The organism is Pseudomonas sp. BNK-7, assembly GCF_048072025.1.
In the GTDB taxonomy this organism is placed as follows: domain Bacteria; phylum Pseudomonadota; class Gammaproteobacteria; order Pseudomonadales; family Pseudomonadaceae; genus Aquipseudomonas; species Aquipseudomonas danubii.
The window spans coordinates 3,290,278-3,315,724 of record NZ_CP182252.1 but is presented as its reverse complement, the minus strand read 5'-3'; the positions used below and the strand labels follow the sequence as shown (position 1 = coordinate 3,315,724).

Genomic DNA, 25,447 nt, shown 5'->3' with positions numbered 1-25,447 from the left:
GATGCTAGATCTGACGAGGCTCACCAAACAGCCACTGCACAATCAACCTTTCCGCTGGGGCCAGATCGATGGCCTGTACACAGCGCAAGACGCCGCGGCGTTGGCAGCGACCTACCCCCATGACGCCTTCAAGCGAGTGTATGGATATGGCGGAGAAAAAGACTATGAGTACCAGGCGCGACAATTGGTGGAAATGGGGACTGGGCGCATCGTCCACCCTGAAGGCCTGAGCCCCGCATGGCTGGCACTCGCGACAGAACTGAGCTCTGCGGCCTATCGCCTGGCGATGTCGACACTGACCGACCTGGACCTGCGCACAGCCCCCATGGAAATCAATGTATTCCACTACGGGCCGCAGGCCTGCCTGGGTCCTCATCCCGACCTCAGCGACAAGCTGGTGACCCATATCCTGTATTTCAACGAATCCTGGAACATCAAAGAGGGTGGCTGCCTGAACATCCTCGGCTCTGCAGATCCAACGGATGTGGTAGCGGTGATCCCACCCCTGGTCGGTAACTCTGCCGTCCTGGTGCGTGCCGAACATTCATGGCACGCCGTATCACAGGTAGTGGACAACTGCCGGACCTCACGCCGCAGCATGACCGTAACCTTCTACCGTACCGGCTCTCTGAGTTCGATGTGGCCAGCCGCAGACCAGACTCCTCTGCATGACTATGAAGGGCCTCATGGCTAAAGCGCACGCAAACCTGATTGGCAACGTTATCGCCCCAAAGGAAACCGGGAATGCCACGGCCTGACCCCAAAGCACTACTCAGGCAACTGCGCAACACCTATCGGAGACTGCCACTGCCCAATCCTCTGCGCGTCCTATTGGGTCGAATTTATCGCCAAATGACATCAGTACGACGAGCCCTGCACCGCGACGTAATAGCCGACAGTCTGTTTCAACCTCCACTTTGCAACTTGCAGGAGCCGCTGGCGAATGCGCCCGACTACGTATTCTGGGGCGTCATCGACTGGGATTTTCGACACCAGCGCCCGCAACAGCTGGCCGAGCAGTTGAGCCTTGGCGGACGCCGTGTGTTCTACATCTCGGCCGCTCTGGAGGATGACCCTCGCGACGGTTTTACACTGCGCCCTCTTGATGAAAAGGGGCGCCTGTTCGAAGTCCGGCTCTTTGCCCACACCGCGCCGATCATTTACCACGCAGTACCGGATGAAACCTTGATCTGGCAGTTACGGCGCAGCATCGGTGAACTCCTGAGTTGGGCGAATTCGCCCCAGGTGGTATCGCTGATCCAGCACCCGTTCTGGGCTCCCGTGGCGGGAGCGCTGCCCAACAGTCGTGTGGTCTATGACTGCATGGATCACCATCAGGGATTTGGCAACAACGCCGCGCAGTTGCAACAACTGGAGTGCCGCCTGATCCGCGAAGCCGATGTGGTGCTGTTTGCCTCGGCATGGCTTGAACAACATTGGCACCCGCAAAGGCCAAGGACAGCTGCACAGCAGCGAGCGATTCTGCGCAACGCCGCCGACTTCGACTACTTCTCAACACCCACGAAACGCCGCTATCAAGATCCGCAAAAACGTCCCGTGATCGGCTACTACGGGGCATTAGCCCATTGGTTCGACGTAGACCTGGTGTCTGCCATAGCCAGCGCCTTTGCCCACTGCACCGTGCTGCTGATTGGCGCAGATACCGCAGGTATCGGCGCGCGCCTGCGGGGCCACGCCAATATCAAGCTCACGGGCGAGATTCCTTATGCGCAGCTGTCCGCCTACCTGCAGGCTTTCGACGTCTGCATCCTGCCGTTCCGCATCGAACCGCTAACCCTGGCCACCAACCCGGTCAAGGTCTACGAGTACCTGAGCGCCGGTAAACCGGTGGTGGCGGTGGATCTCCCTGAATTGCACGAATTCAAGCAACAGGTCGCCATCGCCGAGGACACGCCCGCGTTTATCAATGCCATCGCCCGGGCGTTGCAGGAACCTGGATGCAGCGCTGCTTCTTGCCAACGCCAGGCCTTCGCCGCGCAGCAAACCTGGCAACACCGGGTACAGGCCCTGCTTAACCTGACAGAGAATGTTGCCTCTCAACCGCTGGTGAGCGTGATAGTGGTGACCTACAACAACTTGGCCTTCACTCGGGACTGCCTGGCGAGCCTGGCTGCCGATTCCCTGAGCGAGCCACTGGAAATCATCGTCGTGGACAACGCCTCCACCGATGGCAGCGTCGAATTCCTCCAGCACTGGTCAGCGAACAGCGGACACTCGCTGATTCTCAACAACAGCAACCGGGGTTTTGCCGCCGCCAACAATCAGGGCCTGGCCCTGGCCAAGGGCGAGTTCCTGGCACTGCTTAACAATGACACCCAGGTCACCAGCGGCTGGGCACAAACCCTGCGCCGCCACCTGCAGCGCGACCCGGGGCTCGGCCTGATCGGACCGGTGACCAACAACATCGGCAATGAAGCGAAGATCGACATCCGCTATCAGGACTCACGGGAGATGGCCATCCGTGCCCGCCAATACACCTGGCGCCACGCCGGCCTGAGCGTGCCTTGCGCCACCCTCGGTTTCTTCGCGGTGATGATGTCCAGGTCAACCTATCAACGCCTAGGCCCCCTCGACGAAGCCTTCGGGCTGGGTTTTTTCGAGGACGACGATTACTGCCGCCGGGTCGAGCAAGCCGGCTTGTCCTGTGCCTTCGCCGAGGACGTGTTCATTCATCACCACCTGTCCGCCTCCTTCGAACTGATGTCCGGAAGCCAGCGCCAGCAACTGTTCAACCGCAACAAGGCTTTCTATGAAGCCAAATGGAACCGCCCATGGGTCCCGCACACCTCCAGGGAGGAGCCATGAAACTGGTCTATCTGTCGCCTGTCAGTTGGCACAGTTTCGCCCAACGGCCCCAGGAACTGGTTCGACAGTTCCACGCCAGCACCCGGGCTCCGGTGCTGTGGATCGAACCCTACCCCACTCGCCTCCCGGTGCCCCGCGACCTGCTGCAGCGCTCCCCAGCCCCTCCCAGCGAACCGGTGCCCGACTGGTTGACCCTGATCCGTCCCCGAGCCCTGCCGATAGAGCCCTTGCCCGGTTCGGGGTGGTTGAATCGACTGTTCTGGGGGCGCCTGATGCAGCAGGTCAGGCACTTCGCTCAGGGACCGACCCAGCTAGGCATCGGCAAGCCCTCGCGACTGGCCCTGCAGTTGCTGCGCGAGCCGCTCTTCGTCAGCAGTTTCTACGACGTGATGGACAACGTACCGGCTTTCTATAGCGGCTGGTCCCGGCGCGCCATGCAGCAACGCCAGCGCGAAACGGCCAGAGCCGTGACCACCGCCCTGACCTCCTGCTCGAACCTGCAGCACTATTGGTTGCAGCAGCAGGTCAATGCACGCCTGCTACTCAATGGCTGTGCCAGCGAACGGTTGCCCTCCCTGCCACTGTGCCGATCCACAGCACCTACCACGCGCCCCGTATTCGGCTACATCGGCACCCTCGCCAAGTGGTTCGACTGGGACTTCATCCTCGCCCTGGCCCAGGCCTTCCCGGAAGCCGAGGTGCGCTTGATAGGCCCGCAACACGGCAACTCACCTCCGGCCCTAGCCGCCAACATCCGCTGCTTACCGACACTGTCGCACCCAGCCGCACTGGCGGCGATGAGCGAATTCGACGTCGGGCTGATTCCGTTCAAGAGAAACGACATCACCCGTTTTGTCGATCCGATCAAGTACTACGAATACCGGGCCCTGGGCCTGCCGGTGGTCAGCACCGACTTTGGCGAAATGAGTGTTCGCCGTCATACACCGGGAGTTTTTCTCAGCGATACCGCCACGGACATTCCCCAAGTGATGCGCCAAGCCCTGGCGTTCAGCGAGCCGCTGGCGAATACCCTGCAGTTCCGCGAGGCCAACTCTTGGACGAAACGTTTCGAGGTGGCCCATGCCGCAATCCTGTGACGTGGTGGTGGTCAACTACAACGCTGGCCTTCTGCTGGAAGAGTGCGTCGCCTCAGTGCTGGCACAGGGTGTCGGCAGACTGGTATTGGTGGACAACGCCTCCCACGACGACAGCCTGCAACGGGTGCTGACCCGCTACGGTGCCGACAAACGCCTGAGTATCCTGCGCAACCCGAGCAACACTGGCTTTGCCGCTGCCTGCAACCTCGGCGCCACACAGTGCACACAGCCCCATATCCTGTTCCTGAACCCCGACACCGTGCTGCAACCCGGGGCGCTCCAAGGTCTGATCGGCGCCTTGTGCCACTCCAAAGACCTGGGCATGGCAGGTGGCTTGCTGTGCAATTTCGACGGTAGCGAGCAGCCCGGTGGTCGCCGAGTCTTTCCGACCCCACGCCGAGCGGTGGTTCGCGCCCTCAACCTCTCGGGTCTGGCCTGGCTGTCACCCCGCTTGTTTTCCGACTTTCTCCTGCACCGCGAGCCCCTGCCGACCCGACCAACCAACGTCGAAGCCATTTCCGGCGCCTGCATGCTGGTCAAACGCGAAGCCCTGGACAGCGTCGGCGGCTGGGACGAAGGCTATTTCCTGCACTGCGAAGACCTGGACCTGTGCATGCGTTTTCGCCATGAGGGCTGGAAAGTCTGCTTCGTGCCCCAGGCAAAAATCTTTCACGCCTGGGGCGCCTGCAGCCGCTCACGCCCGTTGTTCGTCGAATGGCATAAACATCGAGGCATGATCCGCTTCTATGGCAAGTTCTTTCGTGATGATTATCCGAAGGTTCTTTCCTGGTGCATTTGCGCGGGGGTATGGCTGAGGTTCGGCGCAATGGTGGGGTACTACTCTGCGGTGCGGTTGAGGCAGATAGTCGGCGTAACTCGATGACTCACCAATCGTCCCCCGTCCATCCCGGGGACAAACAAATTGCCCCTGCGCTTTCCTGATAAACTCCGCGCTATCAGATCTTTTGTTCACGATGCGAAGAAGCTTGCTTCATTTGCCGCCGTAACGTCTCAAAGCAGAACCTCATGTCCTTGAACAACGAAGCCTCCTTACAGCAAACCTTTTCCCGTCGTTTCTCCGTGGCGCCGATGATGGATTGGACCTACTAATAGTTAAGGCCTTTAAAACACAGGCCTACAGCAAGTCAACGCCCGCCACGTACCAATTTCGTACCACCACCCCTCTCTCAAAAGACCTTCCCCTATAGACATGTTGTCCGTCGTTAGGTAGCTTCCTGCCACTATGCGTACCAAAAACTAACAGGGATAGTAGTAGAAAATGGAATTTGATTTTTCAATCTTATATGACACAGATGAAAAAATATTCGATGGTCTCGATATGTATTATGGTTCACGCTCCATGCAGGGTGTCGCAGAAACCATAGTAATCGCGACTCATGGAATTGTTAATGAAAGATACATCTCTAAAACAAACGCAGCGAAAGGCTTTAAAAGTTCATTCAAGTCAAGCTTCGAGGGCTCTTTCAAGCAACGATTTAAAATTACATTCACCGACCAAAAAACAGTAAAAAAAATCATAGATATAACTCCAAAAAGCTATATCGAGCTACTGAAACATGCCATTCACGAAGCCATTGGCACTCCTACCGAACTGACAAGACGTGGTTCAAAGAAGACATTTGAAAAAATGTATTTCAGTGAAGATATTACCCACCGCCTATTCCCAGCACTGAAAGAAATTCACGCACCAATCAAGCACCAAGGGTATAAAGCAACATTATTTGCTGCCCAAACCCCACTGGCCAACTTCAACAAGAGAACTTTAGAATATCTTGAAGAGGAGATAATCAGTCCTGCACGCGAAATTCTAATTGCCAGTATAAGCCGCTTCAATGCAAGAACTGGGACCGGCAGGCTCATTACTGAAATCAATGAAGACTCGTACAGTTTCATTCCAGACACAAAATTATCCAAAGTAATTAAGCGCGCTCTTATAGATAGTCTACAAGGGGTAGCAGCTGATGTTTTCTCCCCTGTAATGGTAGAGGTGACCCGCATTACCATTAATGATGGAAGCACTAAGTACTTCATTCTACACAGCGTTAAACCAGTCTAATGAAGCGCAACGTGGCAGTTATTGTAACAACAATATTGGCAGCACTTTATTTTATATACTTTTACTTTGCAAAAGAAGAAATAAATGCGGGCTCACTAGGCACATTAGGAGACTTTATAGGGGGAAACATAAACCCTGTACTTACATTTGTCTCTACAATCTTGCTCATAGAAACTCTATCCTTACAAAGAAAAGCCACTACCATCGCTGAAAACGAGGCTGCAGATGCCAAACGCACTATAAAAGAACAAGGCACGCTCATAAAAACACAAATATTTGAAAGCTCATTCTTCAATCTTATAAATCTTTGCCTAGAAGAATACAAGAACGCCACAATCGAAACTTATGCGCCAGCAAATAAAATTTTAGAAATTAAGAAAAACATCTACCAAGGGTCAAAAGCATTTAATTATATAGAAAAATCTTTCTCCAAACGTAAGAACGAAGGAGAACCACCCGACAAAATACTAGAAAACCTCGACCATGAGCATGGCGACATAATTTTCAACGCAATTAAAACCTTCTCTACAGTTTTTGGCTTTGTCAATGAAAATGCTCCCGCCGACACTAAGGAACAATATATATCCCTAGCCACAAAACTGACTCCCACACCAATAATATACCTAATCTGTATTGCAAAACTTCACTCTACCTGGCCAATTATAAAGCCATTCGAACAAGCATATTTTTTTGAAAAAAAGGGAATTCCTGAACTATTAAGCGGATATAGCTAAAGCCTAATCGCGAATTTCCACCTAATTAAAACATGCTGAAGCTGATAGCGAGAGTCCAATACGGTGATCTGAAAGAATCTTGATTGAAACTCTACGTAACATGCCAAGCTACACCTCGTTATCACCATCCCGCATTGATAGTGAGGGTTCGACTCCCTTCCCCCACTCCAACTATTTCAAGGCCTCCAACGGTGCATGTAGATGACTGCAATCATTTGCGGGGGGGCCGAGGTCCGCTTGTGTGAATGCATGCTCAAACAGCAGTGAGAACTCAGCCAGCACTACCTCCTAGGTGCATTCGGCGTTTCATGTTGACCCATCGGAAAAAGGTTAGGACGGTTAGTTTTTCACGAACACCTCTGAAAGCCTTGTGATACGCGGCTTTCAGCTGATGGATCAAAGTTAGCTTTGGGTCAGTTCTAGGTTATTTCCTAACCTTTTGATATGTTTATTTCGAGATTTATAAATCCCTTTGAATTCAATAACTTATAGAAACATAACCTTCGACCTAACCTAAACTAACCCCTGAAAGTTAGGTCCCAAGCCCAGTAAAACCGGGCCTTTCACCCCTCCTCAGAGGCCTCAGAAAAAAACTAACCCTTTTCCCGAGGCTCCTCTCAGATTCAACATGCCATAGCCCTATTAGCAGACGCTGAAACGTGCCTACCTTCGCAGGGTTCCGCAGGCTTTTACCGCCCCAAGAACGTGCCAGAGCTCCCAGGCCGGGGCTGTTCTGAATAGATCGCAGGGGCGCAGAAAAAACGACCCATTTAGCCCGCAGGCGAGGTGGGGGGACGACGGCGCGCGCCGGGGCTGAACGACCCGGAGCGGCCTCAATACGCACCAAAACAGTGCGCTCGCGCGAGCCCCCATAGCCGCTCGTGCAGCTCGCTAGGGCAAATATGGACAGGAAGGTAGGGTTTGATGGTCAACGCAGAGCGAGGAGGCGTTGTGAACCGCAGATGGGCGCCGCTACTATCGGGCATCCTCGATATAGGCAGGAAGTATCCCCATGCAAACAGCCCAGCACGTGATGCCCGTCCCATTCTATGAGGACACCGTCGTCCTTGTCGGCAAAGACAATGAGCCGCTGGTAGCAATGAAACCGATCGTTACCAATATGGGGATGGACTGGAAAACCCAATACCGGAAGCTCAGTGACAAATTCGACTCAGTTATGGTTGAAATGACCACAACTGGTGGTGATGGTAAGCAATACGACATGGTCTGCCTCCCCCTCCGCAAACTCCCAGCCTGGCTCTACTCGATCAGCCCCAATAAAGTGCCCACCGAGCTGCGCGATAAGATCACCCGCTACCAGGAAGAATGCGACGACGCATTGTGGAGTTACTGGACCAAGGGTAGCGCCGAGCGGGCTGGGGCACCGAACGTCAATCAGCAGATAGCACTCTCCCGTCACCGCATCACCCTACTCAAAGAGTTGAACCGAACACGTAATAACGCGTTGCGTGCCGCGCTCCATGAGCAACTAGATCAAACATCTCGCCAGATGGGGTTGTCGACACCGGCACTTGAAGCGATAGGCAGGGCTGAACCGGATGTTCCGGATCTGGTCACTGAGTTCTGGGATCTGTTTTACCACCTCAGCGCGCAATCGGAGGGGCACAAGCTCAACCACGCCGTGGCGCCAGGAAAGCTTGCTATCAACCTGAATGAAGTGGCTCGAGTAGCCCAGACACAACGCTGCACAATGCCCAACCTATCCGAGTTGCGGCACGCCTTACGCCTTAGCCAACATCCACGCTTTGTCGAAGCCAACAAATGCAGCTACTCCGCACATGCCCGCAACGAAGAAGGAAAAGCGCAAAGTATCAGATGCTGGATTTTCACTGTAGAGCAGGCCGCTGACTGAGCCCCCCAACCTCGATCAACCGGCGGATACCGGTTTTTCCTCCCTGTAAATGTCGGGAGGTCTTCAAACTATAAGGAAATAAGCATGGAAATAGTCGTACAGCCTCACCATATTCCGGAAGATAATTTTGGCTCAGACTTATTCGGCCGCAAGAACTTCGGCATCGCACTTGCGAATATTGTAAAAAACTCTAAATCCCCCTTGGTTATTAGCCTGGATGGTAACTGGGGGGAAGGAAAGTCAACATTCGTTAAATCATGGCAACGAATTCTAGACAAAGAAAATGTGCCCAACATCTACATTGATGCGTTCGCTTCAGATTATGTAGACGACGCGTTCATGGTAGTAGCCGGCGCAATAACTGATTACGTCTCAGAAAACGCTCCAGAGAAAAAATCAGAAGAATTTATCGACAAAGCCAAGAATGTCGGCGCACATATCTTATCTCTAAGTGCAAAAATTGGAATTCGAGCGCTATCTGCGGGAGTTATCAAGGAAGCTGACTTACAGGACCTAGAAAAAATAGGTGAAGACATCTCTAAAGACATAAGCTCAAGCGCAGAGAAATATATAAAAGACCGTCTAACCAACCATAAAGCCGAACGCCAATCTATTGAGCACTTCAAAAAATTTCTTTCAACAGTTCCAGGTAGCCTTAAGAAATCTTCAGATAGTTCTCTGACCATTATCATCGACGAGTTAGATCGGTGCCGCCCATCCTTCGCCGTTGAGATTCTGGAAAAAATTAAACATCTCTTCTCTGTTCCAAACGTAAACTTTCTATTAGTAATCAACAAGAGCCAATTACAAGAATCAATAAAATCCACATACGGCGCAAACATTAACGCCCATACATACCTACAAAAGTTCATTACTATCGAAGCCACACTACCGAAGAAAAAAGGCAGCAATAGCGACATCGAAAAATACTGCAACCACTTAGTAAGTCAATACAACTTGAATACTGGGGAATGGAGAGAGTATTTTACTGCCTTAGGCACCCAACTGAACTGTTCTCTTCGGGAACTCGAAAGAATTTTTTCGAATTTAGCAATTATGCTAATGAGCGAAAAAAAAGATGCAGATGTACATGAACCACTTATCGCCGCGATCTGTACATTAAAAGTGATGCGCCCTGGAGTATTTTCACGATTAGCTGAGGGCAATCTTCTCATAGAAGATATTCATGAGGCGTTCAAATACCACCCAGACCCCGAAAACGAAAATTACACTATGGAGTATGTAATTAAATACCTAAGCGCCTGCTTAATGCCCGATATAGAATTCAACAACCTTGGCCATTACGATGACATCAAAAGAATAACTCAATTTATGCGCAACAGAAAAAAACTCATCGGCGCATTAGTTCAAAAACTCAATTGTTTTTCTGCAGAATAATTTGCGGCACACTAAAAGTCTAATTAGGGGTTAATAGCAAGAGGACGAACCCTTGACTTGAATCACTCGAAATGGTCGAGTAATACGACGTCGAGCTGGTGCCTCAACACCAGTTCGTCGCCTCGCTTACTGTGCGGAGGAACTATTTCTTCTCCCCTACTTCAAGCTCAAACTGCTTAAAGCTCACAACTTCGTCGCCCAACCACTCATTGACCTGTGCCAACCGTGCCTGCAGCGGTTCCAGCTCGTTGACCGCCCACACCTCAGCAGCCTCCCGCAACGACCCGAAACCACCTGCGTTCTGCGGCACGATCCCCATCAATTGCGGCGGGATGCGCAAGGCCGCGAGCAGGTCGTCGCGGCTGATGTTCTTGATTGAGCTGAACTCGTCCTTGGCCGCGACCTCACTGACCGGGATCAGCTGGATGCCGTCCTTCTTCCCCGCGGGTGCGTAGACGAACAGGTTGCGGAAGTTGCCCGGGCCTTTCGAGTTCTTCAGCGCGGTGCGCAGCGAATCAATGTCCTCTTCCTTCTGCGCCGCGTCGGTCATGTAGAGGATGAAACCGGCGTGACTGCCGTTGTTGTAGTACTTGCGGCGAAACAGGGTGGCGCTCTCGTTCAGCAGCGCGCTTTGCAGCGCCGCCAGCCACTCCGGCAGGCCGTAGATCTCCTGGTTGATATCAGCCTCGCGCAGGTGGCAGATGGAACCCGGGGCGAACTCGTGCTCATCCTTCCAGCCCCGCACCTGGTAGTAGGTCACCAGATCGGCGCCGCGGCGCATGTACTTCGCCAGCGGTGGGACCAGGCCCAGGGTGTTGCGCAGCATGTTGTTGCGCTTCTCCAGGTAGCAGTTGCCGCACCAGAGCCAGTCCAGGGCGAACTGTTCGAAGGCCTGGCGGCTGAGCAGCTTGTGAGGGATGAAGGTGCGGGCCAGCATGTTGCGCTTGAAGTTCAGCCCCGATTGCAGATACACGCTGGCTCGGGTGGTCTTGGCCAGGCCATCCATGGACATCGGCGTTTCATACCAGCGGCCATTGAGCCAGCACTGCAGGTAGTCGAGGATCTCGCGGCCATCCAGTACCGGCGTCGGGTCCCCGAAGGTGAAGGCCTCCACCGGGCCGGCCTCGGCATGCAGCAGCTCCCCATCTTTCGGGGCATTGGCGGTTACCAGCTGTTTTCCGCGGTTACGTCTGCTCATCAGTAGGACTCCATAAATCCGGTGTTCGCCGTGGTCTGCCCTTCTAGGGGTTCGTTGTGCAGGGCGTGGAAGGTCGCCCACGCCAAGTCGGCGTGGCCGGTTTCGTCGGTGCGACCGGCCGTGTAGGTGAACTGGCGCCCGGAGGCGGTGACGGTCTTTCGAATAGCCATCAGCGACTGGGCCATATCCGTCCAGCCGGCATCGAACTCCAGGCGGCCGTTCTTGATCACGTCGTAGGCCTTCAGCACCAGGCGGGTTTTGACTTCGGGCGAGTAGCTAAAGGTGGTGATGTTTGGGAAGAACGACTTCACCAGCTGCGCCACGCCTGAGCCCATGCCAGTGATGTCGATCCCGATGTAGGTCACCCAGTAGCGCTGGGTGACCTGGCGGATGGCCTCGGCCTGGGCCGCGAAGTCCATGCCCCGGAACTGGTGCCGCTCCAGGATTCGGAACTTGCCGCCGGGCACCATAGGGGGAGCGATCACCACCATACCCGCGCTATCGCCGTTTTCCGCCGGGTCATAGCCGACCCAGACCTGGCGATCGCCGAACGGCCGTGCGGCGAAGGGTTTGTAGTCCTCCGCCCAGAGGTCCCAACTGTCCACCATGCAGGGCTGCAACATCGCCAGGGGGAAGATGCTCGCCCCGTCGTCGATGAACTGGCACATCAGCAGGTTCTGGAAGGCCTCGGCGTCGTACTCAAGCCTCAGCTCGTCCAGGTCGAACAGATCACAGCCCCGCCCTTCCGCGTCAAGGATGGTGACGATCTGGCGCCAGATCCGATCCTCGCAGAGCCGCCCCTGCTGCAGGGCGTTGTGGGACACGTCGAGCTTGATCCGCTGCGCCGCCGGTTTGCCCTTGTTGAAGCGCTCGCCGGTCCAGAAGGTGTAGGCCTCGTGCGCCATGCTCGATGGCGTCGAGAAGTAGGTCCGGCGGTACTGCTTCTGCATCGCCATGCCGCTGGCGACCTTGTTGAGTTCCTTGAACTTGAAGGTCCAGAAGAATTCGTCGAAGTAGAAGTTGCCGTGATAGCCCTGGGCGGTCCGGGCGTTGGTCCCCAGGAAGTGCAGCTCGGCGCCGTTGCCCAAGATGATCGGATCACCGGTCAGCTCGATACCGACCGTCTCACGGGCGAAGGCCTGGATGTAGGCCTTGAAGATGTGCGCCTGATTCTTCGAGGCCGACAGGAAGATCTGATTGCGCCCGGTAGTCAGCGCATCGATCAGCGCCTCACGGGCGAAGTAGAACGTCGCGCCGATCTGCCGGGACTTGAGGATGGCGCGGGTACGCTGGTTGCCCGCCTTGTACCAGTCCAGCTGATAGCCGAAGCAGCCATCGATGAACGCCTCGGTCAGCTTTTCGATGTGTTCTTCATCGAACTCGTTGCGCTTCGGTGCCTTCTTCGGCCCCTCGTTACGCTTGGTCAAGTTCGGGTTCAGCTCGGTTTCGGTACCGCCTTCCGTGAAACGCCGGATGCGCGCTTGGCGTTCCAGCTGGCGGTGCAGCAGGTCGATTTCCTTGTAGTCCGCCCCTGACTTGGGGTCCTTGAGGATCAACTGCACCAGGCGCGCTTCGGTGGCCGCTTCGATGCGTTCCAGCGGCGTGGCCCGGTCCCATTCGTCCCGGGCCTTCCAACTGTGCAGGGTCTTTTCCTTCTCCCCGATCAGCTCGGCGATCTCGCACACGCGATAGCCCTGCCAATACAGATGTTTGGCGTGGCGGCGGTGATCGGTGGGCAAATCGACGATGGCATTCATGGCGCAGATGCTGCCGCCCGCGCGCGAACACTTCCCGCGCCGCCCCTTGTACGCCGCGGATCTACAACAGCGCCTCGTTGCCCGTCTCGCCCGCGCTCAACAACATGCCCTCATCGCCAAGGCACACAGCCACCGCACTGAGGATTCACGCATGGCCGGCAAAACCGACACCCCAGCCAAGAAACACCGTTCCAAGTTTTTCCGCGTCGCCGTTGAAGGCGCCACCACCGATGGCCGCCAGATCGAACGGCAATGGCTGGTCGACGCTGCCGAGACCTACAGCCAGAACACCTACGGCGCCCGGGTCTGGATCGAGCACATGCGTAGCCTGCTGCCGGACAGCCCGTTCCGCGCCTACGGCGACGTGGTCGCGTTGAAGACCGAAGAGGTCGAGATTGCCGGCGCCAAGAAGCTCGCCCTGTTCGCCCAGATCGAACCCACTGCCGACCTGGTGAACATGAACAAGGCTCGGCAGAAGCTCTACACCAGCATCGAGATCCGCCCGAAGTTCGCCGACACCGGCCGCGCCTACCTGGACGGCATCGCGGTGACCGATACCCCGGCCAGCCTGGGTACCGAAATGCTGACGTTTAGCGCCCAGCACCCGGACAAAAACCCGCTGGCGGCCCGCAAGCGCGACGCTAGCAACCTGTTTTCCGAGGCCATCGAGGTGGCCCTCGAATTCGAGGAAGTCGAGGACGAAAGCGGCAAGGTCGCTGGCCTGTTCAGCCGCGTGCTCGACCTGCTCGGTAAGAGCAAGGACAAGGAAGGCAAGGACGCCGCTCTATCCACAGAGCTTGGCGAGGCCGTCGAGGCCATGGCTGAGCACGTCGCCGGCCAGGGCCAGGCCTTCGCTGCTGAGAAAGCTGCCCGCGAAAGCCTGCTGGCCAAGCACGAGAAACTGGCTGCTGACTTTTCGGCACTGGTGGAAAAACTCGAAAAGACACCGGCTGGCACCAGCCAGCAAACGCAGTTCACCGCTCGCCCCGCGGCTACGGGTGGTGACGGGGCTCTCGTCACCGACTGCTCATCCCAACACGGACAACACCAAGCCAAGGAACATCGGAGAACACCATGCGTAACGATACCCGCGTCCTCTTCAACGCCTACCTGCAACAACTCGCGCAACTACACGGCGTGAGCGACGTCACCACTAAATTCACGGCTGCCCCCAGCGTTGCCCAGACCCTGGAAACCCGCATTCAGGAGTCCAGCGCGTTCCTCAGCGCCATCAACGTTTACGGCGTCTCCGAACAGTCGGGCGAGAAGATCGGCATCGGCATCGACGGGACCATTGCCAGCACCACCGACACCACCGTCAAGGACCGTGAGCCCCGCGACCCGAGCGGCCTGGACAACCGCGGGTACACCTGCACCCAGACCAACTTTGACACTGGGATTCGCTACCAGAAGCTCGACCAGTGGGCCAAGTTCAAGGACTTTCAGGCGCGCATTCGTGACGCCATCATCAAGGCCCAGGCCCTCAACCGGATCATGATCGGCTGGAACGGCACCAGCCGCGCCGCGACCTCCAACCCATCCACCAATCCGCTGTTGCAGGACGTGAACATTGGCTGGCTGCAGAAAATGCGCCTGGAGAACGCCGCTCGCGTGTTGCAAGAAGTGGTCGACGGCAGCGGCAAGATCCAGATCGGCGCGGGCAAGGATTTCGAAAACATCGACGCCCTGGTCATCAGCATGGTCAACGAGTTCATTGAGCCCTGGTACCAGGAAGACACCGACCTGGTGGTGGTCTGTGGTCGCCAGCTACTGGCCGACAAGTACTTCCCGATCATCAACAAAACCCAGGCGCCGACCGAGATGCTCGCGGCCGACATCGTCACCAGCCAAAAGCGCATTGGCAACTTGCCAGCCGTTCGGGTGCCGCACTTCCCGGCCAACGGCCTGTTGGTGACCCGCCTCGACAACCTGTCGCTGTACTGGCAGGAAGGCACCCGCCGCCGCACCGTCGTCGACAACGCCAAACGCGACCGCATCGAAAACTTCGAATCGGTCAATGAAAGCTACGTGATCGAAGACCTGGGCTGCGCTGCCATGGCCGAAAACATCACCCTGAGCTGAGGCCGGCGATCATGACCAACCCCTGCCGCCGTCACTTCCAGCGCGTTACAGCAGCCGTTGCAGCGGCTGCTGTCGCCGGGCCAGCCCTGACCATGGAAGGCGCCAACATTTACGAGCTGAACCTCGCCAAGCTCCAACAGGACTACCTGCGGCTGAAACAGGTGCAGTCCACCGAGGGCAAGGCAGAGCTCAAGCGACAATTGCTGCCGGAGTACGAGCCCTACGTCGAAGGCATGCTCGCCGAGGGCAAAGGCGCCCAAGACCAGGTGCTGACCACCCTCATGGTCTGGCGCATGGACGCCGGCGACTTCAAAGGTGCCCTGGACATCGCCGCCTACGTGATCGAGCACCAGCTGCTGATGCCGGATCGCTTCGAGCGCACCACCGGCACCATCGTCGCCGAAGAGATCGCCGAAGCCGCGTTGAAGGCCCAGAAGGCCGGCGGCAGCTTTGACCTGGAATTGCTACTGCGTACCGAGCAGATCACCACCAAGGAAGACATGCCGGACCAGGCCCGGGCCAAGCTGCACCTGGCCATCGGCAAGGCGTACTCGGCCCAGGTCACCGAGGATACCCCCTCAGCAGAGGCCTTGAAGCCCCTAGAACAAGCCCGGGACCATCTGGCCCGGGCTATCGAGCTGCACAGCAACTGCGGCGGTAAAAAGGATCTGGAGCGCGTCGAGCGCCTTCTGAAGAAACACACTGCCACCGGCAGTTAACCGGGCGTCCCCACGCACCCCGCCGGCTCGGGGCGGATCGGCCAGGCCGCTCCGCCTGAACGTGAAGCCCCGACCACCGGCGACTTATTGAGCGCAGCACCATGAGCGGATTCGTAGCCGGCGGCAGCACGCCAAGCGGCCACATCAACACCGACCCATTCTGGCCCTCGATCGACCTGGACCAGCTGCGCGCCACCTTGCGCATCGACAGCAGCGTCACGCCGGCCCGCCTGGAAACAGCGGTGATCAACGCCGCCATCAGCGTCAACCGGGAGCTCGATGACTGGCGCATAGCCCAGCAAGCTGCAGGCTATGCCGAACTGAAAGACATCCCCAGCCCCCTGGTCAAGGATGAATCCGCCCAGGTGCACCTGTACCGCCGAGCGATCGAGGCCGGCGTTGGCGCTGAGGTCTGTGAACGCTACCGCTCCTATGACAGCACCAACACGGGCAACCGCAAGGCCGAGGAACTGGCCCCGAACATCGATGACTACCACCGCGACCAGCGCTGGGCCATCCGCGATTTTTTGGGTACCACGCGCACCACCGTGGAGCTGATCTGATGGCTGTCACCCTTCGCGCCCTGCAAAACGACACCGTCGACGCCCTTTGCTGGCGTCACTACGGCCGCACCGCCGGCGTCACCGAGGCGGTGCTTGAGGCCAACCCCGGGCTGGCTGATCACGGCCCCACCCTGCCGCAAGGCCTCGCTGTTCAAATGCCCGAAGCCCAGACCACAGCCCCACAGCGGCAGATGGTGAACCTATGGGACTGATCCACTTGAGCCGCCTCCTTGAGACCTACCACCCTGGACCCTGGAATGAAGCGAATGCCTGACCGTCCCGACACCTGGGCCTGGTTCGCCGCCTGGCTCGAACAGAACTGGCCGACCCTGTACGCCGGCGTCCTCGCGCTGATCATCGCGGCTCTACGGATCATGTACGGCGGGGGCACCCTACGCCGAGTACTGATCGAGGCGCCGCTCTGCGGGGCGCTGGCCCTGGCTGCCAGCCACGGTCTGGCGTTGCTCGGCATCCCGGCATCGACCGCCCCATTTTTCGGCGGTGTGATCGGCCTGCTCGGCGTCGAGGGCACCCGCGCCGCGGCCCGCAAGTTTTTCAACCGCAAGGTAGAGCAACTATGAATACACTCCGGCACGGCGATCGCTCGCAGGCGGTTCGAATCCTGCAGAAGAACCTCAACAGCCACGGGGCCAGCCTGGTGGTGGACGGCGACTACGGCGACGCCACCGAAATGGCCGTGCGCGCCTACCAGCTCAAGGCCGGCCTGGTGGTGGACGGCATCGCCGGCGAGAAAACCCAAACCAGCCTGGCCGGTGGCGATTGCGCTCTGTTGCTGAAGAACGCCGACCTGGTCAGCGCTGCCCAGCGCCTGGATCTGCCCCTCGCCAGTGTCTACGCGGTCAATGAGGTCGAATCGAACGGCAAGGGCTTCTTCGCCAACGGCAAGCCGGCGATCCTGTTCGAGCGGCACATCATGTACCGCCAGTTGAAAACGCCACGCCACCCAGGTGACGACCCGGCAGAACTGAAGCGCCACGCCGACGAGCTCGCGGCGCAGTACCCGGCCATCATCAACCCGAACCCCGGTGGCTATGCCGGCGGACCTGCTGAGCATCAGCGCCTGGCCACGGCCCGCCTCATCGATGACACCGCGGCCCTCGAATCCGCTTCCTGGGGCGCCTTCCAGATCATGGGCTTTCACTGGCAGCGCCTGGGCTATGCCAGCGTGCAGGACTTCGTGACGGCCATAAGCGCGAGCGAGTCCCGCCAGTTCGACGCCTTCGTCCGCTTTATCGAGACCGATCCAGCCCTTCACAAGGCGCTGAAGGCCCGCAAGTGGGCCGACTTCGCCAGGCAGTACAACGGGCCGAACTACCAACGCAACCTGTACGACACCAAGCTCCAGCGCGCCTATGAGCGGCACAGCGCCTGCAGCTGCGGTCAGGAGGTACCGGCATGATTGATCTCGAAGCGGTGCATAAGCTCAGGGTAGAGGACGGTGACGTCCTGGTCGTGCCGGAAAACACCGAGCAAGAAGCCATGGAGCTGCTGGCCGAGGCGCTGCAATTCGTCGATCCAGGTTGCCGGGTGATTGTGATTCGCGGCCCGCTCGAACACCTGGACGTCGGCGCCATGAACAAACTGGGCTGGTACCGAGCATGACCGGCAAGATCGCCTACCTCGAAATCTCCGGTCGCCTGACAGGGAAAACCACCCGCCTGGTGAAAATCGCAAACGAGCTCACCGCCCAAGGCGAGACGGTGATTTTCGTCACCCCACAAGCGGAGGATTTACACGGGCGCCTGCCAGGGGTCGTCGTACTTTCGGACCGTCAGGCCCCTCCTGATGACGTCGACCAGGAACAAGCCATCTGGATCTACGACGAGTTCGACTGGCTCAAGTCGGCCAAGGTCCGCAACGGCGGGTACTACGCAACAACGGCGAGCCGAGTCCGCGACTTGGGGATCGATACCCCGGAAACGGATCTGCTGTTGCAACTGATCGAGCTCAACGGCGGCAGCTATCAGCGCCATCTTCTGACACCGAGGGTAATCGATGAGGCCTACTTCAATGAGGCCCGCGCGATCTATACCGACGAGCAATACCGCCAGATGGTCCTGGGGGAGTTCCTCAAATGAGCACCATCCGCCAGATCCTGCTGGGCCTGGCCCTAGTCGGCGTGCTGAGCCTGCTCGCCTGGAATCAGGAACAACGCATCGAGGTCGCCGACAAGAACAGGGAGCTGGCCGAGAAAGACACCCGGGATGCGTTGGCCGCAGCCGGGCGCAGCGAGGGCAAAGCCAACGCCCTGGAGGCTGTTCTTTCCGGCGAACGCGAGGCCCAGGCTCGTCTGCGCACGGAACAGGACTTGCTACGCCAGGGGCTCGCCAAACGACAACTCACCATCGAGGGGCTGAAACGTGAAAACGCTGATCTGCGCGCTTGGGCTGACCAGCCCTTGCCTGATGTTGCTCGCCGGCTGCGCGAGCGCCCCGCCCTCACCGGCGCCGACGCTTATCGTCAGTGGCTGTCCGGCCGTGGTGCCCTGCAGCCTGCCGGCGACCAGCCCCAACAATAACGGCGACCTGATCACCGACCTGGACCGTAGCGAGGCCGCCTGGGCCGAATGCGCGGGCCAGGTCGACATGATCTACCGCTACCAGCAGGCCAAACCATGAACAAACCCGACAGCCTGCGGGCCTTCCTGCTGGAACGGGTCCCGGAACTACGCCACAACTCCGACCGGCTGCTGATCTTCATCGATAACGGCAAAGTCCGCTGCACCGCGGCCAGCAGTCTTTCGTTCGAATACACCTATGACCTGCAGGTGATCCTGACCGACTTCGCCGGCCATCCGGACAGCGTCATGCTGCCGCTGCTGGAGTGGCTCCGCGTGAACCAGTCCGAGCTGCTGGAGAACCTCGACAAGTCCGCCGACGGCATCAAGTTCGAGGCCGACCTCATCGACAAGAGCAAGGTGGACATGAGCCTGACACTTCCCCTCACTGAGCGCGTGGTCGTTCGCACGGATGATGCAGGCAACACTACTATCAGCCACCCAGGTGAACCCCAGCGCAACCCCACATGGCCAGAGAGCGGCCCGGAATGGATAGTGCCCAATGGCTGATCTTGAAGCGCTGGAGGACTGGGCAGCCGGCCTGCTGGGTCAATTGCAGCCCGCCGCCCGCAATCAGCTCGCCCGAAGCATCGGCCAGGCCCTGCGCCGCAGCCAGCAACAGCGGATCATTGCCCAGCGCAACCCGGACGGGAGCAAGTACGCACCGCGTAAACAGCGGAACCTACGGGGCAAACAGGGACGCATCAAGCGCCAAGTGAAGATGTTCAAGAAGCTGCGCACGGCGAGCTTCTTGAAGGCTCAGGGGGACAGTAATGCGATCAGCGTTGGGTTTACTGGGCGAGTAGCCCGTATTGCGCGTGTGCATCAATACGGGCTGAGGGATCGAGCCGAGCGTGGGGCGCCAGAGGTGAAGTATGACCTGAGAGCTATCCTAGGCTTCACCGATGAAGACAGAGACCTAATCCGAAATGCACTAACCCTATCTATATACAACAATAAAAATTAGAAGCAAAACTATAAAAATCAGAATCTACCTACAACACAACCCACGACTCCAAACAAAAATCCATAAAACATTTCAGACCTTTTTAACTGCACGCAACTTAACCATCAACCCCTCCCCCTCGGAGGTAAGTGACCAAACCACATCACCCCCTCTTACAGATTCAATCTTAATCAAACCAAGAACCCTGAGCTGAATAGCAATCGTATGAAAATTATCTTCATCAATTGTAAAGTACCTATTATCAACTCCGGCCACCACACACAAAGCATTACATAGAGAAGACTTAACTGAGTCTTGATCTGGAAAATTCATCAAGTACGGAGACACATAATAAAAAATCTGACTCCAAGTCAAATCCAATGACCACTTATGAATTTTAAGACGATCCATATAGGATCCTCCGACAACGAAGTTCTCATCAAGCCCAGCCAATCCATCAATATCGAACACAGTACCTTTTTCAGAGTCAGCACTTTCCAGCTGCTCTTTCAGCCTGCTATTTTCCTTGCGAAGCTCGTTAATTTCCCTCAACAACTCTTCACTGGAACCTTCTGTTGCCCGAACCCAACCTATAGCAGGAAAAGCTTTGATAGTTTTCGACAAACTTAACGACACCAACCCTGGTAGTTCGTTACCACTCTGCCAATATTTTACAAGTCTCCCTGTTGATACTTTTTCGCGAAACTCATCAAGCTTTCTTCTAGCCTCATCACTTGCATCTGTCTTGCTTAATGGCAATTCCCCTGGACTACTATGGAGCAAAGCTACAACTCTAATCCCTTTTTTCACCGCATAGTCAAATTCTTGTTCTGTATAGCTGATTCCCTCAGGGCTCAGCGACCCATAACGCCCACCTATTATAAGTAGATAGTAATCACAATCATCTATTACCTTCTTTATGAACTCCCACTGCTCTTCATCTGTAGCTGGAAACAACTCCATCCCTGCAGGAATACAGTCCATTTCCATAAGCGTCTGATTAACTTTCTGACGCTCATCCCTTAAATCTACATACGTAGAGCTAACAAACACCTGATAACGTTTATCCATAAATTTCCCCCTCCTATTAAGTTTCCAAGCTAAATCGGTAAAGCACACACTAAACCCACTACCAACTCACAAAAACGTAGTAATCAGAGCTGACTTGTATACCAAAATCGTACAAATCCTAAAAGGACTTCTACCCCCCCCCTAACAACATAATGTTCCCCATGAACGATCTAGCCACCCTCGCCCGCCTGATTGAAAACCTCGTCCGCCTCGGCGTTGTCGCCGAAGTCCAGATGACACCTCCCCGCGTGCGAGTGAAAACCGGTGAACTGACCACCACCTGGCTACCGTGGCTGACACTGCGTGCCGGAGCCGACAAGGAGTGGGACCCGCCCACCGCCGGCGAGCAGGTTCTGCTGATTAGCCCCTCGGGTCAGCTCGGCAACGGCGTGGCCTTGACCGGCCTGTTCAGCGACAGCGCACCGGCAAACGGCGATCGTGCCGGGCTCCACCGACGCACCTACAGCGACGGCACGGTAATCGAGTACGACAGCGTCGCCCATCACCTCAATGCCACCCTGGCCCCAGGCGGTACCACCAATCTAGTCAGCGACGGGGGTATCACCATCGTCGGCCCGATCACCCACCAGGGCGACTACACCCAGACCGGCAACCACACCGTCACCGGCAAAGTCACTGTATCGGACGACGTCGTCGCGGCCGGCATCAGCCTGGTCAAGCACCTGCATGGTGGAGTGATGCCGGGCGGAGCCAAGACAGGAGCACCGGAATGAACAGAGAAACCGGCGCCGCGCTCAGCACCGAAGAGCATATCGTCCAGTCCTGCACCGATATCCTGACCACGCGCCTCGGTACCCGGGTGATGCGTCGTGAATACGGCAGCGTCCTGGCCGAGCTGGTGGACCACCCGTTTAACGACGCGACCCGCCTGCGCGCTTACGCGGCCACCGTGATGGCCCTGATGCGCTGGGAGCCACGTATAACGCTGAGCCGAGTGCAATTCGTCGGCGCGACACTTCAGGGCCAGTCAGTGATGGACATTGAATGCAGCCGCGTTGATACCAACGAGCCGCTGAGCCTGAGCGTTCCGCTGCAACTGGGGGCAAGCGTATGAGCACCTTTGTCGCCATCGACCTGGGCCAGCTGCCAGCGCCGCAGATCGTCGAGCAGATCGATTACGAGCAGATCCTCGCCGAACGCAAGGCCTACGCCATCAGCCTCTGGCCCGTGGAGGAGCAAGCCGAGATCGCCGCCCGCCTGGCGCTGGAATCCGAGCCGCTGACCAAGCTGCTGCAAGAGAACGCCTACCGGGAAACCATCTGGCGCCAGCGGGTCAACGAGGCCTCTGTCGCCAACATGCTGGCCCTGGCCAAGAACTCCGACCTGGACAACCTCGCGGCAAACTACAACGTAGCCCGCCTGGTGGTGCAGGAAGCCAACCCGACGGCCGTGCCACCGATTGCCCGCATCATGGAGACCGACGACAGCCTCCGCGAGCGTGCCCAGATGGCCTGGGCAGGCCTGAGCACCGCGGGGCCGCGCAACAGCTACATCTTTCACGCGCGCTCCGCTGATGGCCAGGTTGCCGACGCCACGGCAGAAAGCCCGGCGCCGGCCGAGGCCGTGATCACCGTGCAATCCCTGCTTGGCGACGGTACGGCCTCGCCTGCCCTACTCGCGGCGGTCAAGACCTACCTCAGCGACGACGACCGCCGGCCCGTCGCCGACCGGCTGACCGTCCAGGGCGCCGAGATCATCAATTACCAGGTCACGGCCACGCTTTACATGCTGAGCAACGGCCCCGAAAACGAGCTGGCCCTCGCCGCCGCCCAAGCCAGCCTCCGGGCATTTGTGCACCAGCGCCGGCGGCTGGGGCTGGAAGTGTCCGAATCGGTGGTGCATGCCCGGCTGCATGTTGAAGGCGTGCGCAAAGTCGTGCTGCAGGACTGGGTGGATATTGTTGCAACGCCCTATCAGGCGCCGTTCTGCACCGCCATCACACTGGCGCTGGGGGGTGAATGATGACCGACCAGCCCCTACTGCCGCGCAATTCCACGCCGCTGGAACGTCAGGCCGCCCAGGCCCTGGCCCAGATCCAGCGCGTACCGATTCCGTTGCGTCAGTTGTACAACCCGGATCTGTGCCCGGCTCATCTGCTGCCGTACCTGGCATGGGCCTTCTCTGTAGATCGCTGGTCCAGCCAGTGGACGGAGGCAGCCAAGCGTGCCGCGATCCGTGCGGCGTACTACATCCACTCACGCAAGGGCACCATCGGCGCCCTGCGCCGGGTGGTGGAGCCGCTGGGCTATCTGATCGAGGTCATCGAGTGGTGGCAGAAGGTGCCCAACGGGCCGAGGGCGACCTTTGCGCTCAAGGTCGGCGTGCTCGATACCGGCATCACCGAAGAGATGTACCAGGAACTGACCTGGCTGATCGACGATGCCAAGCCCCTCACCCGCCACCTGATCGGCCTCGATATCACCCTTGAAACCCGCCTGAACGCCTACACAGGCGTCACCGTTTTCGATGGTGACGAGATCGACGCCTACCCCTGGACCAACCCGGACCTGGACGTCGTGATCCAGGGCTATAGCGGCGTCAGCGAATACACCCTCGACGAACTGGACGTGTACCCCCATGGTTAATCAGAACTCCATTTTCGGCGGCATGCTCACCAGCCTCGGCGCCGCCAAGAAAACCAACTGCGACGCCCTGGGCATCCCGTGGGAGCCCAGCTACATGCTCATCGGTGACGCCAATGACACCGACCCGGTGCCAAGCCCTGGGCAAACGCAACTGATCCGCCAGGTCTACCGCGCACCGCTCAATGCGCTGTACGTCTCGCCGACCGATGACAAGGTGCTGATCGCCGAGCTCGTGCTACCGCCGGAAGTCGGCGGCTGGTGGATTCGGGAGCTGGCGATCGAGGACAAGGACGGTGTGTTCTGTGCGGTCGCCAACGTGGCCCCCAGCTACAAGCCGCTGCTCGCCCAGGGCTCCGGGCGGAATCAGGTCGTGCGGATGCACATCATCACCAACAGCACGACCAACATTCAGTTGAAGATTGACCCGAGCGTGGTCCTTGCGACGCGCTCCTACGTCGATCAGCGCATCCTGGAGGAGCTGAACAAGCAGGATTTCAAGCATTCGGTGCTGGTGGCGACCTCTGGAACCGTCACCCTCAGCGGCCTGCAGACGATTGACTCAGTCGTCCTGGCCGCCGGCAACCGTGTCCTGGTCAAGAACCAGGCCCAGGCCAAGGATAACGGTCTGTACGTTGTGGCTGCTGGCGCCTGGTCGCGAACCCAGGACGCCGATACCAGCATTGAAGTTACCCCAGGGCTTTTTGTTCACGTCGAGAAAGGCACAACCAATGGCGACAGCGTTTGGCAGTTGGTGGCCGATGGGCCGATTGTGCTCGGTACCACGGACCTGGCCTTTGAGATGGTCGCCGGCCGCACAGGCGTAAATGCTGGGAGCTACACCAAGGTCACGGTGGATAAATACGGCCGGGTGATTGCCGGGGTAAACCCCAGCACTCTGGCTGGGTACGGCATCACCGATACCTACACTAAGCCGGAAATTGAGTCGATGATCGCCCAGGCCTCCTCGCTTCCTGTCGGTTCGATCGTGGCGTTTCCCAAGGCGAGCGTGCCGCCGGGGTTCCTTGAGATCGATGGCAGCGTGCAGAGCAGTGCTGCTTACCCAGATCTGGCGGCGTACCTGGGGACCACTTTCAACAAGGGTGACGAAGGTGCCGGTAACTTCCGGCTTCCGGAGTCGCGCGGCGAGTTCTTGCGAGGCTGGGACCATGGCCGAGGCGTTGACCCTGGGCGAGCTCTCGGCAGTAAGCAAGACGCGTCGATTGTGTCCGCCGGTGACGCGGCAATGACAGGAGCTAGCGTTGTGGCGTTTTACAACGACCTCAACGACGATGCAGCAGCGTTCCGGGCGAGGCTTAATTCTGATGGGGTTCCGTCAGGCCTTACTAATGTTAAGTACGTTGGGACTGGGGCAAACATCAGCGGTCCAGGGACAGATTCAGCAATGTACGTCCGGCCGCGAAACGTGGCTGTTATGTGGTGCATCAAAGCCTGGAACGCGCCAATCAATCAGGGAAACATTGATATTGCGGCGCTGGCTGCTTTGGCGGCACAGGCGACTGAGATTAATCAGGGGACGGCAAAAGTCGCAACTACAGCGCAGATGCTTGATAGCGCGAACGACTTTGTTATGCCGACACCGAAGAAGCTTCGGTGGGGCTTCTCGATCAGTCTCGCATCCAATGGATATATCGCGTTTCCTTCTTGGCTCGGCGGTCTTGTTCTTCAGTGGGGGGCATCACTAGGTTTCAGCTCTACCCCTGTGCTGGTGACATTTCCGATGGCATTTCCTAACGCTGCTTTTGCGGTAGTGGCCACTACTCACATAGGGGCAACGAATGCCGCGCCGACCCAAGACGCTATCGCATCGTTTGGGCTATCGCAGACGGGAGTCAGCTTCAGGACCAACGCGGGCGCCGCACCTAACGGCGCAAAATACATCGCAGTCGGCAACTGAGGGAGGC

General features: G+C 57.8%; 27 protein-coding genes and 2 pseudogenes. 26 read left to right on the top strand and 3 right to left on the bottom strand.

Going from position 1 to position 25,447, the window contains the following annotated elements; translation table 11 throughout:
• Window position 1 precedes the first annotated feature (1 nt).
• From ACMGF8_RS15505 to ACMGF8_RS15470, 8 genes are all read left to right on the top strand, one after another.
• Window positions 2–694 carry a 2OG-Fe(II) oxygenase family protein gene (locus ACMGF8_RS15505; protein WP_416760190.1) on the top strand — a complete coding sequence of 231 codons (693 nt, stop codon included), beginning with the start codon at window positions 2–4 and terminating at the stop codon, window positions 692–694.
• Between the two features lie 158 nt (window positions 695–852).
• On the top strand, window positions 853–2,826 hold the full coding sequence (locus ACMGF8_RS15500) for a glycosyltransferase (RefSeq protein WP_416760188.1): 1,974 nt from the start codon (window positions 853–855) through the stop codon (window positions 2,824–2,826).
• The gene (locus ACMGF8_RS15495) at window positions 2,823–3,923 is read left to right on the top strand and encodes a hypothetical protein (protein ID WP_416760186.1); all 1,101 of its coding nucleotides are present in this window, start codon (window positions 2,823–2,825) and stop codon (window positions 3,921–3,923) included. The genes ACMGF8_RS15500 and ACMGF8_RS15495 overlap by 4 nt, the downstream gene beginning before the upstream one ends.
• The gene (locus ACMGF8_RS15490) at window positions 3,907–4,806 is read left to right on the top strand and encodes a glycosyltransferase family 2 protein (protein WP_102863705.1); all 900 of its coding nucleotides are present in this window, start codon (window positions 3,907–3,909) and stop codon (window positions 4,804–4,806) included. Before ACMGF8_RS15495 ends, ACMGF8_RS15490 begins: the two co-directional genes overlap by 17 nt.
• Window positions 4,807–5,202: 396 nt before the next feature.
• The gene (locus ACMGF8_RS15485) at window positions 5,203–6,000 is read left to right on the top strand and encodes a hypothetical protein (RefSeq protein ID WP_416760184.1); all 798 of its coding nucleotides are present in this window, start codon (window positions 5,203–5,205) and stop codon (window positions 5,998–6,000) included.
• A gap of 11 nt (window positions 6,001–6,011) precedes the next feature.
• A complete protein-coding gene (locus ACMGF8_RS15480) occupies window positions 6,012–6,734 on the top strand; it encodes a hypothetical protein (RefSeq protein WP_416760182.1) in 723 nt (240 codons plus the stop codon).
• Between the two features lie 1,012 nt (window positions 6,735–7,746).
• Window positions 7,747–8,607 (top strand): phage antirepressor N-terminal domain-containing protein, encoded by an 861-nt coding sequence (locus tag ACMGF8_RS15475; RefSeq protein ID WP_416760180.1) that lies wholly within the window; start codon window positions 7,747–7,749, stop codon window positions 8,605–8,607.
• Window positions 8,608–8,691: 84 nt separating this feature from the next.
• Entirely contained in the window at window positions 8,692–10,005 is a 1,314-nt protein-coding gene (locus ACMGF8_RS15470) for a KAP family P-loop NTPase fold protein (protein ID WP_416760178.1), read from the top strand.
• Window positions 10,006–10,147: 142 nt separating this feature from the next.
• Here the strand turns inward: ACMGF8_RS15470 and ACMGF8_RS15465 are convergent, their stop codons facing one another.
• A complete protein-coding gene (locus ACMGF8_RS15465) occupies window positions 10,148–11,203 on the bottom strand; it encodes a phage portal protein (protein ID WP_416760176.1) in 1,056 nt (351 codons plus the stop codon).
• A complete protein-coding gene (locus tag ACMGF8_RS15460) occupies window positions 11,203–12,960 on the bottom strand; it encodes a terminase ATPase subunit family protein (protein ID WP_416760174.1) in 1,758 nt (585 codons plus the stop codon). Before ACMGF8_RS15460 ends, ACMGF8_RS15465 begins: the two co-directional genes overlap by 1 nt.
• Window positions 12,961–13,111: 151 nt before the next feature.
• Between ACMGF8_RS15460 and ACMGF8_RS15455 the strand changes: the two are divergent.
• From ACMGF8_RS15455 to ACMGF8_RS15395, 13 genes and pseudogenes are all read left to right on the top strand, one after another.
• Window positions 13,112–13,987 (top strand): annotated as a pseudogene (locus tag ACMGF8_RS15455) (GPO family capsid scaffolding protein); the annotation flags it as partial.
• A 47-nt stretch (window positions 13,988–14,034) separates the two neighbouring features.
• On the top strand, window positions 14,035–15,042 hold the full coding sequence (locus tag ACMGF8_RS15450; RefSeq protein ID WP_123392572.1) for a phage major capsid protein, P2 family: 1,008 nt from the start codon (window positions 14,035–14,037) through the stop codon (window positions 15,040–15,042).
• An 11-nt stretch (window positions 15,043–15,053) separates the two neighbouring features.
• Window positions 15,054–15,761 carry a terminase endonuclease subunit gene (locus tag ACMGF8_RS15445; RefSeq protein WP_159897445.1) on the top strand — a complete coding sequence of 236 codons (708 nt, stop codon included), beginning with the start codon at window positions 15,054–15,056 and terminating at the stop codon, window positions 15,759–15,761.
• A gap of 101 nt (window positions 15,762–15,862) precedes the next feature.
• Window positions 15,863–16,324, top strand: a complete 462-nt coding sequence (locus tag ACMGF8_RS15440; protein WP_416760171.1) for a head completion/stabilization protein — start codon at window positions 15,863–15,865, stop codon at window positions 16,322–16,324.
• Complete coding sequence (locus ACMGF8_RS15435; protein WP_015634862.1) at window positions 16,324–16,536, top strand: tail protein X; 213 nt, start codon at window positions 16,324–16,326, stop codon at window positions 16,534–16,536. Before ACMGF8_RS15440 ends, ACMGF8_RS15435 begins: the two co-directional genes overlap by 1 nt.
• A gap of 45 nt (window positions 16,537–16,581) precedes the next feature.
• Complete coding sequence (locus tag ACMGF8_RS15430) at window positions 16,582–16,905, top strand: phage holin, lambda family (RefSeq protein WP_178116211.1); 324 nt, start codon at window positions 16,582–16,584, stop codon at window positions 16,903–16,905.
• On the top strand, window positions 16,902–17,744 hold the full coding sequence (locus ACMGF8_RS15425; RefSeq protein WP_416760168.1) for an N-acetylmuramidase domain-containing protein: 843 nt from the start codon (window positions 16,902–16,904) through the stop codon (window positions 17,742–17,744). Before ACMGF8_RS15430 ends, ACMGF8_RS15425 begins: the two co-directional genes overlap by 4 nt.
• Window positions 17,741–17,947 (top strand): hypothetical protein, encoded by a 207-nt coding sequence (locus tag ACMGF8_RS15420; RefSeq protein WP_416760166.1) that lies wholly within the window; start codon window positions 17,741–17,743, stop codon window positions 17,945–17,947. The genes ACMGF8_RS15425 and ACMGF8_RS15420 overlap by 4 nt, the downstream gene beginning before the upstream one ends.
• The gene (locus tag ACMGF8_RS15415; protein ID WP_416760164.1) at window positions 17,944–18,423 is read left to right on the top strand and encodes a hypothetical protein; all 480 of its coding nucleotides are present in this window, start codon (window positions 17,944–17,946) and stop codon (window positions 18,421–18,423) included. The genes ACMGF8_RS15420 and ACMGF8_RS15415 overlap by 4 nt, the downstream gene beginning before the upstream one ends.
• Window positions 18,420–18,785: pseudogene (locus tag ACMGF8_RS15410) on the top strand (LysB family phage lysis regulatory protein); the annotation flags it as partial. The gene ACMGF8_RS15415 and the pseudogene ACMGF8_RS15410, both read left to right, overlap by 4 nt.
• Entirely contained in the window at window positions 18,751–18,963 is a 213-nt protein-coding gene (lysC, locus tag ACMGF8_RS15405) for an Rz1-like lysis system protein LysC (protein WP_416760163.1), read from the top strand. The pseudogene ACMGF8_RS15410 and the gene lysC, both read left to right, overlap by 35 nt.
• Window positions 18,960–19,412, top strand: a complete 453-nt coding sequence (locus ACMGF8_RS15400; RefSeq protein ID WP_416760161.1) for a phage tail protein — start codon at window positions 18,960–18,962, stop codon at window positions 19,410–19,412. Before lysC ends, ACMGF8_RS15400 begins: the two co-directional genes overlap by 4 nt.
• Window positions 19,405–19,869, top strand: coding sequence for a phage virion morphogenesis protein (locus ACMGF8_RS15395; protein ID WP_416760159.1), 465 nt, complete (start codon window positions 19,405–19,407; stop codon window positions 19,867–19,869). The genes ACMGF8_RS15400 and ACMGF8_RS15395 overlap by 8 nt, the downstream gene beginning before the upstream one ends.
• Window positions 19,870–19,941: 72 nt before the next feature.
• Here the strand turns inward: ACMGF8_RS15395 and ACMGF8_RS15390 are convergent, their stop codons facing one another.
• Complete coding sequence (locus ACMGF8_RS15390; RefSeq protein ID WP_416760157.1) at window positions 19,942–20,919, bottom strand: DUF4062 domain-containing protein; 978 nt, start codon at window positions 20,917–20,919, stop codon at window positions 19,942–19,944.
• Between the two features lie 161 nt (window positions 20,920–21,080).
• Between ACMGF8_RS15390 and ACMGF8_RS15385 the strand changes: the two genes are divergently transcribed.
• The 5 genes from ACMGF8_RS15385 to ACMGF8_RS15365 are packed head-to-tail and all read left to right on the top strand — an operon-like array spanning window position 21,081 to window position 25,440.
• Window positions 21,081–21,653 carry a phage baseplate assembly protein V gene (locus ACMGF8_RS15385; RefSeq protein ID WP_416760155.1) on the top strand — a complete coding sequence of 191 codons (573 nt, stop codon included), beginning with the start codon at window positions 21,081–21,083 and terminating at the stop codon, window positions 21,651–21,653.
• On the top strand, window positions 21,650–21,994 hold the full coding sequence (locus ACMGF8_RS15380; protein ID WP_370058758.1) for a GPW/gp25 family protein: 345 nt from the start codon (window positions 21,650–21,652) through the stop codon (window positions 21,992–21,994). The genes ACMGF8_RS15385 and ACMGF8_RS15380 overlap by 4 nt, the downstream gene beginning before the upstream one ends.
• Window positions 21,991–22,902: a baseplate J/gp47 family protein gene (locus ACMGF8_RS15375; protein ID WP_416760153.1), complete on the top strand. Its 912-nt coding sequence runs from the start codon at window positions 21,991–21,993 to the stop codon at window positions 22,900–22,902. Before ACMGF8_RS15380 ends, ACMGF8_RS15375 begins: the two co-directional genes overlap by 4 nt.
• Window positions 22,902–23,525: a phage tail protein I gene (locus tag ACMGF8_RS15370; protein WP_416760312.1), complete on the top strand. Its 624-nt coding sequence runs from the start codon at window positions 22,902–22,904 to the stop codon at window positions 23,523–23,525. Before ACMGF8_RS15375 ends, ACMGF8_RS15370 begins: the two co-directional genes overlap by 1 nt.
• Window positions 23,518–25,440, top strand: coding sequence for a phage tail protein (locus ACMGF8_RS15365; protein WP_416760151.1), 1,923 nt, complete (start codon window positions 23,518–23,520; stop codon window positions 25,438–25,440). The genes ACMGF8_RS15370 and ACMGF8_RS15365 overlap by 8 nt, the downstream gene beginning before the upstream one ends.
• The last annotated feature ends 7 nt before the right edge of the window (window positions 25,441–25,447 follow it).